This window comes from Hyphomicrobium sp. (genome assembly GCF_036262015.1).
GTDB lineage: Bacteria > Pseudomonadota > Alphaproteobacteria > Rhizobiales > Hyphomicrobiaceae > Hyphomicrobium_C.
On sequence record NZ_DATAJR010000009.1, the window covers coordinates 412,876 to 430,018 of the forward strand.

Here is a 17,143-nt window from a genome sequence, read left to right on the forward strand (position 1 = left end):
GCGGCCGCCGTTTTTCCGTTTACGGCCGACCGTGCATCTCGAAATTCCGTGCCGGTATTCCTATAACGGAAGACGGGGGTTCATGAGATTGACGCCTCGGGGGTGGTGTCGTGAGCGAGTTTGGCCATGCTCAAACCTTTGTCTCATCTCCTCTCCACCGTCGTTCGGGACGGCAATCTGACCTGCATCGATTCCGAGGGCGCGGAGCACCGCTTCGGAAACGGCGAGGGGCCTCTCGTTGCCATCCGTCTGACTGATCGCCGCTTCGAGCGGCATCTGGCGCTCGATCCGGAAATGGCGGCTGGCGAAGGCTATATGGAAGGCCGTCTTCGCATCGAGCGCGGCACCGTCTACGATTTCATTGCGCTCGTGATGCGCAACCTCGCCGATCGGCCGTTTCCTTCCTATGCCCAGCACCTCGCGGGACTTCGGAATTGGCTGCGTTTCGTTTCGCAATTCAATCCGTCGACGCGGTCCAGACGCAACGTCCATCACCATTACGACATCGATCCACGCATCTACGATCTCTTCCTCGATCCGGACCGGCAGTATTCCTGCGCCTATTTCACTGCGCCCGGGATGAGTCTTGCCGAAGCGCAGGCGGCGAAGAAGCGGCACATCGCGGCGAAGCTCAACCTGCAACCGGGGCAGAAGGTTCTCGACATCGGCTGCGGCTGGGGCGGGTTGGCGCTCTATCTCGCGCGCGCCGGAGATGTGGACGTGACCGGGATCACGCTATCGGACGAGCAGCTCAAGATCGCGGAGAAGCGCGCGCATGATGCGGACGATCTCTCGCACAAGCCGCAATTCGTGATCCGCGACTATCGGGAGATGACCGGCGTATTCGATCGGATCGTGTCGGTCGGGATGTTTGAGCACGTGGGCATCCCCCACTACCGAACGTTCTTTTCCACGGTCGCGCGTCTGCTCGCACCTGGCGGCACGGCCCTGCTCCACACCATCGGACGCACCGACCGGCCGGCTGCAACGAACCCCTTCATCTCCCGCTACATTTTCCCGGGGGGTTACATCCCGGCGCTGAGCGAAATCATGGCGGCGGTCGAGGCGTCTGGTCTCATCGTGTCAGACGTCGAGGTTTTACGCCTTCACTACGCCGAGACGCTCCGGGCGTGGCGGCACCGCTTTCTCGCAAATCGCCCTGCGGCGGTGGCAATCGCGGGCGAGGAGTTCTGCCGGATGTGGGAATTCTATCTCGCGGGTTCGGAGGCTGCGTTCCGCTTCGAGAATTTCGTCGTGTTCCAAGTTCAGCTGACGCGGCGCATCAATGCTCTGCCGATTACACGGAACTATATGGGCGAAGCAGAAGGGGCTCTCCCCTTGGGCCTTGTGGATTCGGAGCGTCCGCGCGGTGTCGCGGCGGGTCGATAAGTTGTGCTGACACCACACAATCCGAACCCGATTCGCAGCACTCAAGCAGGAACTTGGGGGCGTGTGGGTAACGTGGACAGTGAGGGTTGCGGCTAGGGTCGACTCGCGATGGCAAGCTAGTGTGCGGCCATGGCAACGAACACCGCACTCCTCCAGTCCGACACGCTCCGCGCGGCCGCAAATGCAGCCGAGCCAGCGCAATTCCGCGAAGCCCCTCACAACATCGAGGCCGAGCAAGGCCTTCTTGGGGCGATCCTAATCAACAACGAGGCCATGGACCGCGTCTCCGCGTTCCTCGAGCCCGTCCATTTCTTCGATCCGCTGCACGGGCAAATCTTCGAGACGGCCGCGAAGATGATCCAGGCCGGCAAGCAGGCGACGCCGATCACGCTCAAGACGTTCTTCGATAACGCCGAGCGCATCGATCAGCACCTCACCGTTCCCCAGTACCTCGGGCGACTCGCGGCCAACGCAACGACCATCATCAACGTCGAGGATTACGGACGCACCGTCTACGACCTCGCCATCCGCCGACAGCTCATCGTGCTCGGCGAGGACATGGTCAACTCGGCCTACGACGCGCCGATCGACTTCCCGCCCGAGTCACAGATCCAGGAGGCGGAATCGCGCCTCTATGACCTCGCCGAAAGCGGCAAGTACGGCCAGGGCTTCATGGCCTTCGGTACGGCTCTGACGCACGCCATCGACATGGCGAACGCGGCGTACGAGCGCGACGGGCACCTCTCCGGCCTCTCAAGCGGCCTCAACGACCTCGACAACAGGATGGGCGGCCTGCAGTCGTCGGACCTCATCATCCTCGCTGGCCGCCCCTCGATGGGTAAGACCGCGCTCGTCACCAATATCGCCTACAACGTCGCCAAGGCTTATCGCTCCGAGAAACAGCCGGACGGCACCGACAAAACGATCGAGGGCGGGCGCGTCGGCTTCTTCTCGCTCGAAATGAGCGCCGAGCAGCTCGCCACGCGTATCCTTTCGGAGCAGGCCGAGATTGCGTCGGAAAAGATCCGCCGCGGTATGATCAGTGAAGACGAGTTCCGGAAGCTCGTCTCCGTGTCGCAGGAGATGAGCCGTGCGCCGCTCTACATCGACCAAACCGGCGGCATCTCCATCGCCCAGCTCGCCGCGCGTGCGCGGAAACTCAAGCGCCAGAAGGGGTTGGATCTTCTGATCGTCGACTACTTGCAGCTGTTGTCCGGCTCGTCGAAGCGCGGCGACAATCGCGTGCAGGAGATCACCGAGATCACGACCGGCCTCAAGGCCCTGGCCAAGGAACTGGTGGTTCCGATCATTGCCCTTTCGCAGCTTTCGCGTCAGGTGGAGCAGCGCGAGGACAAACGGCCGCAGCTCTCGGACCTGCGTGAATCCGGCTCCATTGAGCAGGACGCCGACGTTGTCATGTTCGTGTTCCGTGAGGAATACTACGTCGAGCGGCAGAAGCCGCGCGAGGGAACGCCGGAGTTCAACGATTGGCAGACGCAAATGATGGCCGTGTCGGGCAAGGCCGAAGTGATCATCGGCAAGCAGCGCCACGGCCCCGTGGGCACCGTGCAGCTGGCGTTCGAAAGCCAGTTCACACGCTTCGGCAACCTGGCCAAGGAATTCCAGATGCCCGAGCGCTACGAGTGAGCGTGCTCGCGTTCCCGTTCGGATGCGTGCCGCGATGACGGCCAAACTCCCTCCGGATGCCACGGGTATCGTCACGATCGACCTCGGGGTGCTGCAGGACAACTGGCGGGCTTTGTCGGCGCTCGTTGCACCGGCCGAGTGCGGCGCCGTCGTCAAGGCGGATGCCTACGGGCTTGGCGCGTCGGAGGTGATCCCAGCGCTTGTGCGCGCGGGGTGCCGGACGTTTTTCGTCGCAACCCCCGACGAGGCCCGGGCTGCGCGACTGCTTGCGCCGAAGGCTCGGCTGTTTGCGCTCGACGGCCTCTTCCCCGGCGCCGCCCCTCTCCTTCTGGCAGCCGACGTTGCGCCGGTGTTGTCCAGCCTTGAAGAGGTCATGGAATGGTCGAACGTCGCGTCGCGGGCCGGCCGCCGTGTGCCGGCCGCGCTGCAAGTCGACACCGGTCTCAACCGTCTCGGGCTCTCGGCCGGTGACGTAAAAGCGCTGGAAGCCGATCCCTCATTGCTGGAGGCTCTCGACCTGCGCCTCGTGATGAGCCATCTCGCCTGCGCGGACGATCCGTCGGACCCGCACAACGCCAAGCAGCGCAGCGTATTCAACCGGCGACGCGCATCGCTGCCGGAGGCACCCGCGAGTCTTGCAGCGTCAGACGGGCTCATGCTTGGCAAAGCCTTTCACTACGATCTCGTGCGGCCCGGCTATGCGCTCTACGGCGGGCAGGCGTTTCGCGGCGGGGCGACGCCCGTCAAACCGGTCGTGACGGTCGAGGCGCGCGTGCTCCAAGTGCGAACGCTCAAGACCGGCGAGAGCGTCGGCTATTCGGCGACCTGGACCGCTTCGCGCCGAACGCGCCTCGCCGTCGTGGCCGCAGGCTATGCCGATGGGTTCGCGCGCGCCCTCAGCGCAGCGTCGAGCAAGACCGGGGGCGCGGTTCTCGTAGCCGGACAGCGCGCGCCGGTCGTCGGGCGCGTTTCCATGGACTTGATCACCGTCGACATCACGGACATCGACGGCCCGGTTGCCCGCGGCGATCTTGTTACGCTCGTCGGTCCCGGGAGCACGATCGAAGCGATGGGGAAGGCCTCGGGGACCATCGGCTATGAGGTTCTGACCAGGCTCGGACCGCGCTTCGTGCGCCGACACACGGGCGGGAGCTAGTGTGATGATCGAGAAATTCGCCGCCGATTGCTGCAGGGTTCAGAGCGAATTTCTCGATCTGAGTCACACTAGCAAGTCCATGATTCTAGTGCCCCTTATGACTCCGAAGTTCGCTTCCCAACCTAGGCGCGAACTCCGGCGAACTTCGGAATCGGGGCACTAGCGATGGCGAAGGCCGCGAAATCCAGTTTCGTTTGCCAGAGCTGCGGGGCAACCTCGGTGCGCTGGGCGGGCAAGTGCTCGTCCTGCGGCGATTGGAACACGATCGTCGAGGAGGTGACGTCCGCCCCGCCTCCCGGCTCTGGATTGACGCGCGCCAGCAAGGGCCGCGCACTGACGCTCGAAACGCTTTCGGGCGCCCCGGAGGAAGCTCCACGCTTTCTCACCGGTATGCCTGAACTGGACCGCGTCACGGGCGGTGGGATCGTACCCGGCTCCGTGCTGCTGATTTCCGGCGAGCCGGGCATCGGCAAATCGACCTTGCTTTTGCAGCTCGCCGCCGCGCTGGGCCGTGCGGGCCGGCGCGCGATCTACTTCTCGGGTGAGGAGGCTGCCGCTCAGGTGCGTTTGCGCGCGGCGCGGCTCGGGCTTGCCGATGCGCCGGTGGCGCTTGCCGCGGAGACGAGCCTGACAAATATCCTCGCCACATTGGGAGAGGAGAAACGAGCCGACCTCGTCGTCATCGACTCGATCCAGACGCTGTGGTCGGATGCGCTCGAAGCGGCGCCCGGTTCCGTCAGTCAAGTGCGGGCGGCAACGCAGTCGCTCGTGCGCTACGCAAAGCAAGCGGGCTGCGCGCTGCTCCTCGTCGGCCATGTGACGAAGGATGGGCAAATCGCCGGACCGAAAGCCGTCGAGCACGTGGTCGACACCGTGCTGTCTTTCGAAGGCGACCGGGGCCACACCTATCGCATCCTGCGCGCGACCAAGAACCGGTTCGGCGCGACGGACGAGATCGGCGTCTTCGAGATGGCGGGTTCGGGCCTGAAGGAGGTCGCCAACCCGTCGGAACTCTTCCTTGGCGAGCGCGACGCGAAAGCTCCGGGCACATCCGTGTTCGCAGGCATGGAAGGCACGCGCCCGATCCTGGTCGAGATCCAGGCGCTGGTTGCGCCTTCCGGACTGGGCGTACCACGCCGGGCCGTGGTCGGCTGGGAGCAAAGCCGCCTTGCCATGCTGATCGCGGTGCTCGAAGCGCGCTGCGGCGTTTCGTTTGCCCATCACGACGTCTATCTCAATGTCGCAGGCGGCCTACGGATCGTCGAGCCGGCTGCCGACCTGGCGGCTGCGGCCGCACTGCTCGCTTCGCTTTCGAACCGCGCCCTCGATCCCAAGCAAATTCACTTTGGGGAAATCTCGCTCTCAGGCGCCGTCCGCGCTGCCCCTCACATGGGGCTTCGCCTCAAGGAGGCCGCCAAGCTCGGCTTTACAGAAGCGGTTATCCCAGCCAGCGGCGATCCCAACTCAGACGGTGCAAAGCTCAAGCTTCGCCGCGTTGCACATCTTAAGGAGCTTGCAGAGGCGCTCGGCCCATGCGACTGAACGGCCGGGGACCCTTACCAAACCACGCCGCAGTTGCTTCCCATATCGGAGGAGCCAGATCATGATCGGGCCGCTCACTTATCTCGACGCCGCTGTGATCGCGGTCTGCTTCATTTCCGCACTGCTGGCTATGTACCGCGGCCTGACGCGCGAGCTTCTCTCGATCCTATCCTGGGTTGCAGCTGCAGGTACTACGCTCTATTTCGTCCTCAACCACAAGAAAGTGGCCGAGGACATGGCCTCGCAAATGGGCACGCAGGTTGCTGTCGCCCAGATCGCGATCGGCGCCATCATCTTCCTGATTGTGCTTATCATTGTTCATCTCATCACGGCCCGCATCTCGGACGTGATCCTGGACAGCAGCGTCGGCATGATCGACCGCATCCTGGGCTTCGTCTTCGGATTGGCCCGCGGCTTCCTTCTGGTCGTCATCCCCTACATGTTCTACGCGTCTTTTGTGCCTGACGAGCAGAACCATCTGCCGTGGGTGCGGGATGGTCTGTCCACGCCGTATATTCGGGCGACCGGAACCGCCATTCGGGGTGTTCTCGAGACTTACATGCCGTCATCCCTGTCGCAGCCCCCCGCGGCATCTGAGCCTCCGGCGCAATAGACCGCGACAGATCGGTGACGGTGCTAATAAAGCTCTTTAACGCCCCCGCCGTTATCATATATATCGCGCATGCGACGGCGGGGTTGACCACTCCGAACAGCGTGCAGAACGGCACACCGTTGCGTTGAACTTGCGTAGAAGTTGCGGCGGATGCTTTAGCGGGAGGCAGCCATGGCGCATGATCACGCACCCGGTGCCGGGGGCGATTCATTTCCGGATTTCGGCCTGTCTAAGATGGGCGACGACAGACTCCGCGAGGAATGCGGGGTCTTCGGTGTTTTTGGGCACCCTGAAGCGGCGGCCATCACCGCGCTCGGCCTTCACGCCCTTCAACATCGCGGCCAGGAAGCTGCCGGCATCGTCAGCTACGATGGCAAGCAGTTCCACTCCGAACGCCGCCTCGGCCTCGTCGGTGATAACTTCAACGAAGCGGATGTCATTCATCGCCTGAAAGGCTCGATGGCCGTCGGGCACAATCGCTACTCGACGACCGGCGAGCCGGCCCTCAAGAACGTCCAGCCGCTCTACGCAGATATCGACACCGGCGGCTTTGCCGTCGCCCACAACGGCAACCTCACCAACGCTCTCACGCTCCGCCAGGAGCTGATCAACTCCGGCGCGATCTTCCCGTCGACCTCGGATACCGAGGTGATCCTTCACCTTCTCTCTCGCTCCAAGAAGCGCCGCATGGTCGAGCGTTTCATCGAAGCGATCCGCCAGATCGAAGGCGCCTGGGCGCTGGTCTGCCTCACCAACGACATGCTGATCGGTGCCCGCGATCCAGTCGGGATTCGTCCGCTTGTCATCGGCCGGCTTGGCGAAGCCTATGTGCTTGCCTCCGAAACCTGCGCGCTCGACATTGTCGGCGCGGAGTTCGTGCGTGAGGTCGAGAACGGCGAAGTGGTCGTCATCACGGAGAGCGGCATCGAGAGCCACCGGCCGTATCCGATCCGCCCGGCCCGTCCGTGCATTTTCGAGTACATCTACTTTGCGCGCCCCGACAGCATCGTCGGCGGACGCTCGGTCTACGATGTGCGCCAGCAGATGGGCGTGCAGCTCGCCCGAGAGGCTTGGGCGGACGCGGACGTTATCGTTCCGATTCCAGACTCGGGCGTTCCCGCTGCCATCGGCTATGCGCGTGAGTCCGGTCTGCCGTTCGAGCTCGGCATCATCCGCAATCATTACGTCGGCCGCACGTTCATCGAACCCGAGCAGCGCATCCGCGCGCTCGGCGTCAAGCTTAAGCATTCGGCCAATGCCGGTGTTATCCGCGGCAAGCGCATCGTCCTCATCGACGACAGTGTCGTGCGTGGCACGACGTCGAAGAAGATCGTCGAGCTGATGTACGAAGCCGGCGCGAAGGAGGTGCACATGCGCATCTCCTCGCCACCGATCACGCACTCCGACTTCTACGGCATCGACACGCCGAGCAAGACAGCGCTGCTGGCTGCCAACTACGACCTCGAAGGCATGCGTGCCTTCATGGGGGCAGACAGCCTGGCTTTCCTCTCGGTCGACGGAATCTATCGCGCTGTCGGTTACGAGGGCCGCGATGCGCGCAGCCCGCAGTTCACCGATCATTGCTTCACGGGCGAGTATCCGACGGAGCTGACAGACCAGAACGGGCAGGCCAGCACACGCCAGCTCTCGCTTTTGGCCGAAGTCGGGTAACCAAAATTCTTCTCGCGTTATCAGCCCTCTCCTTGCTGCCGCAGGGGGAGGGTTTTCTGTTATTTCTCCATGTGCCCTCAGGCTCATCGCCCGCAGCCGACGGCGCTGCGACGATGCATCCGGATACCCGCGACTTCCTTCTTGGAAACTAAGGGGCTACGACGCACTTCTCTCCGCAGCGGCCACCGTTTAGGCTCATCTCCCGGCCGCACCTAACCTCCCGAAAAGGCCTGCCATGTCCCCACGACCGCGTTTCAAGGATCGTATTGCGCTCATCACTGGAGCGTCACGAGGACTAGGGCGGGCAATGGCTCTCGCGCTGGCGCGCGAAGGGGCTCACGTCGTTATTTGCGCGCGCTCACCCGGGGCGCTCGAAGACCTTGATGACGAGATCCGCGCCATCGGCGGGAAGGCCACCATCCTGAAGCTGGATCTCCGGGCCGGGGACCGCATCGATCAGCTTGGCCCTGTGCTCTACCAGCGCTGGGGCAAGCTTGACATTCTGGTCGCAGCGGCCGGCATCCTGGGACCGCTCTCGCCGCTGCCGCACGTGGCGGCGGACGCTTGGGAGTCTGTTCTGGATATCAACGTCAGCGCCAACTGGCGGCTGATCCGCACGCTGGACCCGCTCCTGAAGCGGTCTGACGCGGGACGCGCGCTGTTCGTGACGTGCGAGGCCGCGTCAGGTCAGCTCGCTTACTGGGGGCCGTACGCAGTGTCCAAGGCCGGGCTCGAAGCGCTGGCCAAGAGCTATGCCCAAGAGGTTGTCAACACGCCGGTTCGCGTTGCGCTTTGCGACCCCGGCCCCATGCGGACGGGCCTACGCTCGAAGGCTTTTCCGGGCGAAGATCGCAGCAAGCTTGCAGATCCAGCCGACGTGGCGAAATTCGCTCTGCCGCTCCTGCTTCCGACCGCGACAGACAACGGCGCGCTTGTGCGCTATCGCGGAGATGCCGAGTCCGCAGCCTCGTTCGCCGCCAGCAACGACGCTTAAGCGGGCGCTAGACCTCGATCACCATGTTGTCGTAGGCGGGCTCGACGTGGGTGGGGAGCTCACGCTTCAGTGCGTCGTAATCGAGATCGCCGGTCATGTGGGTGAGCACCGCGCGTTTCGCGCGCAGGCGTTCGATGTGTTGTAGCGCTTCCTTGAGCGAGAAGTGGCTCGGATGCGCCGAGTAGCGGAGTGCGTCCACGATCCAGAGATCGAGGTCCTCCAAAAGGGGAATGGAATCGAGCGGCAGCGCCGAGACGTCCGGCGAATAGGCGACGTTGCCGAAGCGAAAGGCCAGGCTGTCGATGTCGCCGTGGAACTGGCGGATCGGTAGCGCTTCGATGACGCCCCCTGCCCCGTCGATGCGCACGGGCTCACCCGGTGTCAAAAGCTCGGACACCAGGATCGGCGGATAGGCGGAGCCGGCGGGCTGCACGAAGCAATAGGCGAAACGGCCGACGAGGCTCGCCTGCGTCGCGGCGTCGAAGTAGCACGGCACGCGCTTTTTCATGGCGTAGGCGACCATGCGCAGGTCATCGATGCCGTGTGTGTGGTCCGCATGATCGTGCGTAAAAAGTACGGCGTCGAGCGCTTCGGCACGCACGGAGAGAAGCTGCTCACGCAGATCGGGCGGCGTGTCGATGAGCACACTCGTCGTGCCGCCAGGGCCGCGTTTCTCAACCAGGAGCGCACAACGGCGCCGCCGGTTCTTCGGGTTGGTGGGATCGCATTTGCCCCACATGGAGCCGATGCGCGGAACGCCGCCCGAAGACCCGCAGCCCAGGATCGTGAACCGCAGGCTCATTCGGCAGCGCTCGCGGCTGATGCCGGACGCTTCGCCTTCGTGTAGAGGCGGAAGAAGTTGTCCGTGGTGGCGCGGGCGACCTCAGCTTCCGAGATCCCACGGATACGCGCGAGTGCGGCGGCCGTGTGCACCACATAGGCAGGTTCGTTTGTCTTCCCGCGATGAGGAACCGGCGCGAGGAACGGCGCGTCGGTCTCGACGAGAATGCGGTCGAGCGGGACGTCGCGCGCAATCTCTTGCAGGGCTTCGGTCTTCTTGAAGCTGATGACGCCGCTGAATGAAACATAGAGCCCGAGATCGACGGCGCGCATCGCGAGTTCGCGACCGCCCGTGTAGCAGTGAAGAACAGCTGGGAACGCGCCCTTCCGATGCTCGTCCTCGAGAATGGCGAGGGTATCGGCGTCGGCCTCGCGCGTGTGGATCTCGAGCGGCAGCCCCGTTTCGCGTGCGGCCGCGATGTGATTGCGGAAGCCTTCGGCTTGTCCGGCCGGTGTCGCGTGCTTGTAGTAGTAGTCGAGGCCCGCCTCGCCGACCGCGACGACCTTGGGATGCTGCGAGAGACGGATGATTTCGCTCGTGGGGATGTCGAGCTCTTCGTCCGCGTTGTGTGGGTGGGTGCCGACCGAACAGTAGACGTCCTCGAAGCGCTCGGCCACGGCGCGCACCTGGTCGAACTTCCGGATACGGGTGGAGATCGTGACCATCGTGCCGACGCCTGCCTTCTTCGCACGCGTCACGATGCCCGCGAGATCGTCCGCGAACTCGGGAAAGTCGAGATGGCAGTGGTGGTCAACCAGCATCGTTTACTCCCTCTCTCTTCCCCATTGTCTGCACTTCAAGAGGAAGAGAGGTCTTCTACTTCTCGGTCTTGCCGCCCTTCTTCTGCTTGGGCTGGGGCGCGGCGGCGGCCTTCGCCTGCTCCTCCGGATCGACGTAGCGCGGGAAGACGCCCTGCGGCTCCGGGATCGGTGTTCCAGGCACGAGCCGGCCGGCGGCACCGAGGTTCGCAAATGAACGGCTCTCCGTGTCACCCGGCAATATAAGATCGAGCAGCTTGCCTGCCAGCTCCGGCATCACCGGCTGAGCGAGAATGCCAAACTGACGCACGATCTCTGCAGTCACATAGAGAATGGTCTCCATGCGCTTGGGATCGGTCTTCTTCTTCGCCCACGGCTCCTCGGCGGCGAAGTAACGGTTTGCGTCGGCGATGACGGACCACACGGCGTCGAGATAGCGCGTGATGGCTTGCTTATCCATCGCCGCACGCGCCTCGGCGTAGAGCGCATCCGTCGCCGCGAGGATGGCCTTGTCCTCGGCCGAGAACTCACCGGGCTGCGGAATCTTGCCGTCGCAGTTCTTGTAGATCATCGACAACGAACGCTGCGCGAGATTGCCAAGGTTGTTCGCGAGATCGGCGTTGATGCGGTTGGCGATCGCTTCGGGCGAATAGTTGCCGTCCTGTCCGAACATCACCTCGCGCAGGAAGAAATAACGGAGCTGATCGCGGCCATAGGCGCGCACGAGATCGAACGGGTCGACGACGTTGCCGACCGACTTCGACATCTTCTCGCCCTTGTTCAGAACGAACCCGTGCGAGAAGACGCGCTTCGGCAGCTCGATGCCGGCCGACATCAGGAACGCGGGCCAATAGACGGCATGAAAGCGGACGATGTCCTTGCCGATGACGTGCACATCCGCAGGCCAGTAATCGGCGCGCGCGCCCTTCGGCTGGTTGAGCAGACCTGTTGCGGTGACGTAGTTCGTCAGCGCGTCGACCCAGACGTACATGACGTGGCCTGGCGCATCCGGAACCGGAATGCCCCAATCGAGCGTCGAGCGCGAGATCGATAGATCCTCAAGTCCGCTTTTGACGAAGCTCACGACCTCGTTGCGGCGCTCCACCGGCAGGATGAACTCGGGGTTTGCCTCGTAGTGCGCGAGCAGGCGCTCCTCGTAGGCCGAAAGGCGGAAGAAAAAGGTCTCTTCCTCCGTCCATTCGACAGGCGTGCCGGTCGGCGTCGCGTAGCGCAGCCCATCGTCGCGAACTTCCGTCTCGGATTCCTTGTAGTAGGTCTCGTCGCGCACCGAGTACCAGCCGCCGTACTTCTTCGAGAAGATGTCGCCGGCCTTTTCCATGCGGCGCCAGATTTCAGCGCAGGCTTCGTAGTGGCGCGGCTCGGTGGTGCGGATGAAGTCATCGTTCGAGAGACCGAGCGTCGCGGCCATCTCGACGAACCGCGCCGCGTTGCGGTCGGCGAGCGCAAGGGGTGTGAGCCCCTCCTTCACGGCCGTCTGCTTCATCTTGAGGCCGTGCTCATCGGTGCCGGTGAGGAAGAAGACGTCCTTGCCGTCGAGGCGCTCGAAGCGCGCGACGGCATCGGTCGCGATGGCCTCATAGGCGTGGCCGATGTGCGGGACGCCGTTCGGATACGAAATCGCCGTCGTGATGTAGAATTTCTCGCGCCCGCTCATGGGACCTCGTGTTGTCGCGCTGTCTGTCTATGACCAATCAGGTTCATGCTGCCGAATGCATGCGGGGATAACCGTCACGTTCGGAAGGGGCGCTTTTGCACTGTCATGAACCGAGGCCTCTCGAGCGAGCTAATCCCGGCCGTTTTCTGTTTGAGACCCGTCAATCACGCTCCGGATCGATTGGAGATCCGGTGCGATCTGGGGTCATGAGCGGGCCGCTGCCTCGAGCCGGGAAAAAACGTCGAGGATCAGGGCTTTCCGGTCGAGGTTCAGCGCCGCTGTCTCGGCCTTGTCCGCGGCCACTCTTTCCCACAAGCCAGCCCAGGTGGCAAGCCGGGCGGGTCCGATGAGGCGGCCTGCCAGGGCGATCTCGTCGGGTGTGCCCTCGCCGCGGGCCTCAGCGTTAATCAGCCGCGCCACACCGTCCATCAGCAGTTCGAAAAACAGCTCGTAACGCTGTTCTGCGGCTTGCCCGCTCAATTCGTCGCCCAGCGCATGTAGGGTACCCCAGTCGACCGCCGGCAGGCCCTTGAGAAGGGTCGAGATGCGCTCGTGGAGCACAAGCCCCTTGGCGGCGTGCAACGCCAGCAAGCGCCGTACACTGCCTCCCGAGAGGCGTCCGAGCTTGTCCCAGTCGGAGGCGGCTGGCGCGGCGCTCCCGATCTCCTCGCCACTCCCCGCGAAAGCCTGAGTGACCGCGCGCCGCAGCGGTTCGTCCGCCAGCGGGGCGAGATCGAGCGTGCGGACGCGCGACCGGATCGTGACAAGCAAGCGTCCCGGGGCGGAGGAGACGAGGAGAAACACCGTGCGCGGGGGGGGCTCCTCCAACGACTTCAGGAGTGCGTTGGCGGCGCTGATGTTCAATTCGTCGGCGCGGTCGACGATGACGACACGCCAGGCGTTCTCGTCTGCCGTTCTCCCGAGGAAGGACTTCAAGCGGCGCACCTCGTCCACCGGAATGGTGGCCGGGAAGCGTTTATTCTTGAGATCGTAGGCGCGGCGCACCACGAGCAAGCCTGGATGCGAAAGCGCAAGGACTTGGCGTGCGGCGCGTGTTTCGGGTTCAATGTCGAGCGAATGCGCCGTGCGCTCGCTTGGATCGGCAAGAATATGGCGGGCGAATCGATAGGCGAGCGTGGCCTTACCGATCCCTTCAGCGCCTGTGATCAGCCAAGCGTGATGCATGCGGCCCGACGCGAACGCTTCAGCGAGCGCGCGCTCGGCGTCCTCATGACCGAATAGGCGCTGCGTGGCGCGCGGATGTGGAAAGCCGTCGAGGCGATCGGCCTCCGGCAGCTCCTCGATCTCCTGTACGGCGGGGGCGCGGGCCATCGTCAGCGCACCTCGTCCGGCAGGCGGGATTCTACGGCGGTCCAGATGTCGTCGGCGATCAGCTCGGGTGCGCGGCCACCGTCGAGGAGAAGGCAGCGCCCCGGCTCGGTCTTGGCGATGTCGCGAAAGCCCTCCCGCAAGCGATGGTGATAGTCCTCGTGCGCGGAATCGAAGCGGGAGAGAGCGCCGCGCGCCTCGGCGCGCTTGAGGCCTTGCGCCGGGTCGAGATCCAGCACGAACGTGAGGTCCGGGATCGTGGACCCGACGGTACCGGTCTCCAGCGCGCCAATGAGATCGGCGGGCGCCCCGCCAAGCAGGCCCTGGTACACGCGCGTCGAGTCGATGAAGCGGTCGCAGACGACCCACGTGCCGGTGTCGAGGGCCGGACGGATCACCTTGGCGACATGCTCGGCGCGCGCGGCCGCGAACAGCAACAGCTCGGTGACGGTTTCGGGGGCGGTTTCCAGGACCAGTGTGCGGATGCTCTCACCGAGCGGCGTTCCGCCCGGCTCGCGCGTGACGATGGTCGCGATGCCCGTTTTGCGCAACCGTGCAGCCAGCAACGCGACCTGGGTCGACTTGCCGGAGCCCTCTCCGCCCTCGAACGTGATGAATTTTCCGCGCGTCATGGCCCGGACACTAGAGCCTCGCGGTCGGAGATCAAGCAATTCGAGAGGGTCGGCGCCGCGGCCTTACTGCCGGTTGAGCAAGGCCCGGACATCCGGCGTGACGCGCAAAGCCAGGTGCAAGAGCGAGTCGATCCCCCGCCAATAAAAACTCGCCTCCTCCACGTCGGTCTCGGCGTAAAGGGGCGTCTCGCTGACGGCAATGGGCTCGGAGCTTCCAGGCGCGGTACTGGTGACGCGGAACATGGCCACTTGGTCACCCTTCTTGACGGGCGGCTTCAAGGGGCCCTGATAGACGATCTCTGCGCGGATCTTCTGATTCACCGGGTATTTCGGCAGGATCACCTCGAGATCGCCGTCGCCGGTCAAGGGCACGTAGAAGTCCTCACCGCCCCAGACACGTGCGTATCCCACCGCTTCGCCGGCGTCGAAGAGCTTGGCGCTGGACACGCTCTTGGCGCCCCATTCCAGCATGCGGCGGGTTTCGGATTGCCGCTCCTTCTCGTTCTCGAACCCCATGACGACGCCGATCAGACGGCGGCCGTCGACAAGCGAGGTCACCACCATGCCGTAACCGGCCTCCTTGGTGTGACCGGTCTTCATGCCGTCGACGCCGATGCCGGCCGAGAGCAACGGGTTGCGATTGTAGAACTTATGCTTGCGATACAGGAATTCGCGCTGTCCGAAGACTTTGAATTGCTCCGGATAGGACTTGATGAGGTAGCGGGCCAGAAGCGCCAGTTCGCGCGCGGTCATCAGGTGCTCGGGATCGTGCAAGCCCGTGGAGTTGCGGAAGGTCGACTTGGGCAGCCCAATGCGGCGCGCCTCCGCCTCCATCAGCTTGGCGAATTCAGGCACCGAACCCGCCATGCCTTCGGCGACGGTGATACAGGCGTCATTTCCCGACTGGACGACGATGCCCTGAATCAGCTCGCTGATCGGCGTCTTGTTGTGGATCGGAATGAACATGGCTGAGGTGCCGGACGGCGCACCTCCCGTCCTCCAGGCGTTCTCGCTGGTCTGGAACTCGTCCTCCGGCTTGTACTTGCCGTCCTTCAGCGCCTTGAACAGCACGGCCAGCGTCATGAGCTTGCTCATGCTCGCGGGAGGGACCAGTTCGTCGGCTGACTTCTGATAGATGATCGAGCCGGAGTCGTAATCCATCAGGATCGCGTTCTTGGCCGTGGTCGTGAAGCCACCGGATTGCTGTGCGTGAACCGCTCCGATCCACAGCGGAAGCAGCCCCAACAATGCAAAGGCGAAGATCAGCAGCCGTCTCATGAATCGGTCCTCGCACGGGGCGAACGGGCGGCGTTAACTATGGCTCTGGCCTGCCGCGAGTCAATGCGGGGGCGCTCCGAAGTCGCGAGGGGGAGGTGTTGATCCGGGTGTCGCCTGTGACCCTCAGCCCCTAATTGCCACTGGTGATAAATGCCTGGTTGCTCAGGGGTGGTGCTGTCGGGCGCTTGATCTCGATGAAGGCGTGCTTCACGCCCGCATGGCAGGTGTTGCAACCCGCCGTCAGCTTGTCGAAGGCCGTGGTAAAGTCGGCACGGCTCTTGGCTTCAACGGATTTGCTCAGCAGCTCGAGCGGCGCCTCCGTGGCAGCCTTGATCATATCGGCGACCGGAAACCCATCGTGGATGGGATGAAGCTTCGATGCGTCCTCAAGACCCTCCTTAATTTCGTCGATCTCGTAGTTTGCCAAGCTCCAGTTTTTTTCCTCCCCGGCGAACCAAAGCTTGGCGTGACGGACCTGCGTCATGGTCATGAACTCTCCAAGGCCCGGGGCGTAACTTTCCGTCTCTGGCCGCTCGGCAGCGAGAAGCATTGGGACGGCCAGGAGAACGAAGAAACTCAGGACAACGACACTACGCTTCATGACGCCCTCCTGACGCGCGGCCGGGATCAGCGCTTACTCATATTCGCGGGTCGGACCAGCTTTTTGGCGTTACGCAAGCCGCTCCGATCCACGCGGGAAGCGGCGCGCGGACGTGCACCGATCCTCGCGCGGACGGGCAGGCTGTGTTGAATATGGCCCCGCCCTGTCCGGAATCAATGCGATCGTCCCACCTCGTTCGAACCCTACTCGGCTGTATTCGACGACGAGGTCCAGTCCTTGGCGTGCATGAAAATGGTGCCGTTCTCGAAGGCTCGCGCGTCGTAGAACGGGAGCACGCGCTCGAAGCTTACGGAGATCGGTTTGGACGCCTCCTTGCTTGCAAGCAAGCCGCCCTGATCGGCCGGTGTCACCGTGAGGGTAAATTCGTAGGCACCGGGCTCGCGGATGATCTGCTCGGGCTTTTCCTCCTCGCCGCGTGTGTAGAAGAGGATTGATTCCGTGCGGCTCGAACGCCCTTCGAGCGAGATCGGCGCAAAGCCGGTATAGCTGCGCGTGCGCGTCCGCTCCATGGACCAGACTCCGAACTCAGCAGCGTAGAAATGCTTGGTCTCTTTCGTGCGCGGATCGGTGACGGCGAGATCCATGTGCAGCGCGGTGCCGGTCTGAGCGCCCTCGTTGGCGATCGTGACCGGGATCGAGATCATCTCGAAGTTCGAGTTCTGATACGGGGCCGCATAGTAAATGACGCGGGGCACAAAAACCCTAAGGTCGGCATTTCGCAGCGAGCTATCCCAAAGGCTGTAACCCGAGAAGATCACGGCCACGGCCGAAAACAGCGTGGCCCCGAGACCGCCTGAAAATTGGCGGGCATTTTCGGTCGTGATTTCGGCCGCGTCCTGCGTGGCTCCGCCCGTTCTCAGTGTCATCCCTCAACTCCCCTACTCTCCCCAAGCGGCCATCAGTGGCCGGCGCGTCAAAGGTGTTACCAAATCCGGCGAAGGTGTGGCTTGCGGCACGATCAGCCCCCCTGGGCAGGGTGGGTAGGTCGGATGTCAC

Annotated in this window: 15 protein-coding genes; 7 read left to right on the plus strand and 8 right to left on the minus strand. The window is 63.7% G+C overall.

All coding sequences use genetic code 11. The features are described from left to right. The first annotated feature begins 126 nt into the window (after positions 1–126). The 7 genes from VHO05_RS17495 (at position 127) to VHO05_RS17525 (ending at position 9,012) form a co-directional block, all read left to right on the plus strand. On the plus strand, positions 127–1,389 hold the full coding sequence (locus tag VHO05_RS17495; protein ID WP_329647898.1) for a cyclopropane-fatty-acyl-phospholipid synthase family protein: 1,263 nt from the start codon (positions 127–129) through the stop codon (positions 1,387–1,389). Positions 1,390–1,518: 129 nt separating this feature from the next. After that, entirely contained in the window at positions 1,519–3,036 is a 1,518-nt protein-coding gene (locus tag VHO05_RS17500; RefSeq protein ID WP_329647899.1) for a replicative DNA helicase, read from the plus strand. 34 nt (positions 3,037–3,070) lie between these two features. Further along, the gene (gene alr / locus VHO05_RS17505) at positions 3,071–4,192 is read left to right on the plus strand and encodes an alanine racemase (RefSeq protein WP_329647900.1); all 1,122 of its coding nucleotides are present in this window, start codon (positions 3,071–3,073) and stop codon (positions 4,190–4,192) included. Positions 4,193–4,357: 165 nt separating this feature from the next. Then, a complete protein-coding gene (gene radA / locus VHO05_RS17510; protein WP_329647901.1) occupies positions 4,358–5,734 on the plus strand; it encodes a DNA repair protein RadA in 1,377 nt (458 codons plus the stop codon). A gap of 61 nt (positions 5,735–5,795) precedes the next feature. Next, a complete protein-coding gene (locus VHO05_RS17515) occupies positions 5,796–6,347 on the plus strand; it encodes a CvpA family protein (protein WP_329647902.1) in 552 nt (183 codons plus the stop codon). 234 nt (positions 6,348–6,581) lie between these two features. Beyond that, complete coding sequence (gene purF / locus VHO05_RS17520) at positions 6,582–8,018, plus strand: amidophosphoribosyltransferase (RefSeq protein ID WP_329648194.1); 1,437 nt, start codon at positions 6,582–6,584, stop codon at positions 8,016–8,018. 235 nt (positions 8,019–8,253) lie between these two features. Beyond that, positions 8,254–9,012, plus strand: a complete 759-nt coding sequence (locus tag VHO05_RS17525; RefSeq protein ID WP_329647903.1) for an SDR family NAD(P)-dependent oxidoreductase — start codon at positions 8,254–8,256, stop codon at positions 9,010–9,012. A 7-nt stretch (positions 9,013–9,019) separates the two neighbouring features. Here the strand turns inward: VHO05_RS17525 and VHO05_RS17530 are convergent, their stop codons facing one another. The 8 genes from VHO05_RS17530 to VHO05_RS17565 form a co-directional block, all read right to left on the minus strand. Beyond that, positions 9,020–9,814 (minus strand): MBL fold metallo-hydrolase, encoded by a 795-nt coding sequence (locus tag VHO05_RS17530; RefSeq protein WP_329647904.1) that lies wholly within the window; start codon positions 9,812–9,814, stop codon positions 9,020–9,022. Then, complete coding sequence (locus VHO05_RS17535; RefSeq protein WP_329647905.1) at positions 9,811–10,614, minus strand: TatD family hydrolase; 804 nt, start codon at positions 10,612–10,614, stop codon at positions 9,811–9,813. Before VHO05_RS17535 ends, VHO05_RS17530 begins: the two co-directional genes overlap by 4 nt. Before the next feature lie 55 nt (positions 10,615–10,669). After that, positions 10,670–12,286: a methionine--tRNA ligase gene (metG, locus tag VHO05_RS17540; RefSeq protein ID WP_329647906.1), complete on the minus strand. Its 1,617-nt coding sequence runs from the start codon at positions 12,284–12,286 to the stop codon at positions 10,670–10,672. Positions 12,287–12,490: 204 nt separating this feature from the next. Then, on the minus strand, positions 12,491–13,618 hold the full coding sequence (locus tag VHO05_RS17545; protein WP_329647907.1) for a DNA polymerase III subunit delta': 1,128 nt from the start codon (positions 13,616–13,618) through the stop codon (positions 12,491–12,493). 2 nt (positions 13,619–13,620) lie between these two features. Then, the gene (gene tmk, locus VHO05_RS17550) at positions 13,621–14,247 is read right to left on the minus strand and encodes a dTMP kinase (protein ID WP_329647908.1); all 627 of its coding nucleotides are present in this window, start codon (positions 14,245–14,247) and stop codon (positions 13,621–13,623) included. A gap of 63 nt (positions 14,248–14,310) precedes the next feature. Continuing rightward, complete coding sequence (locus tag VHO05_RS17555) at positions 14,311–15,525, minus strand: D-alanyl-D-alanine carboxypeptidase family protein (RefSeq protein ID WP_329647909.1); 1,215 nt, start codon at positions 15,523–15,525, stop codon at positions 14,311–14,313. Positions 15,526–15,655: 130 nt separating this feature from the next. After that, positions 15,656–16,126 (minus strand): hypothetical protein, encoded by a 471-nt coding sequence (locus tag VHO05_RS17560; RefSeq protein ID WP_329647910.1) that lies wholly within the window; start codon positions 16,124–16,126, stop codon positions 15,656–15,658. A gap of 203 nt (positions 16,127–16,329) precedes the next feature. Next, entirely contained in the window at positions 16,330–17,013 is a 684-nt protein-coding gene (locus VHO05_RS17565; protein ID WP_329647911.1) for a hypothetical protein, read from the minus strand. Between the last annotated feature and the right edge of the window lie 130 nt (positions 17,014–17,143).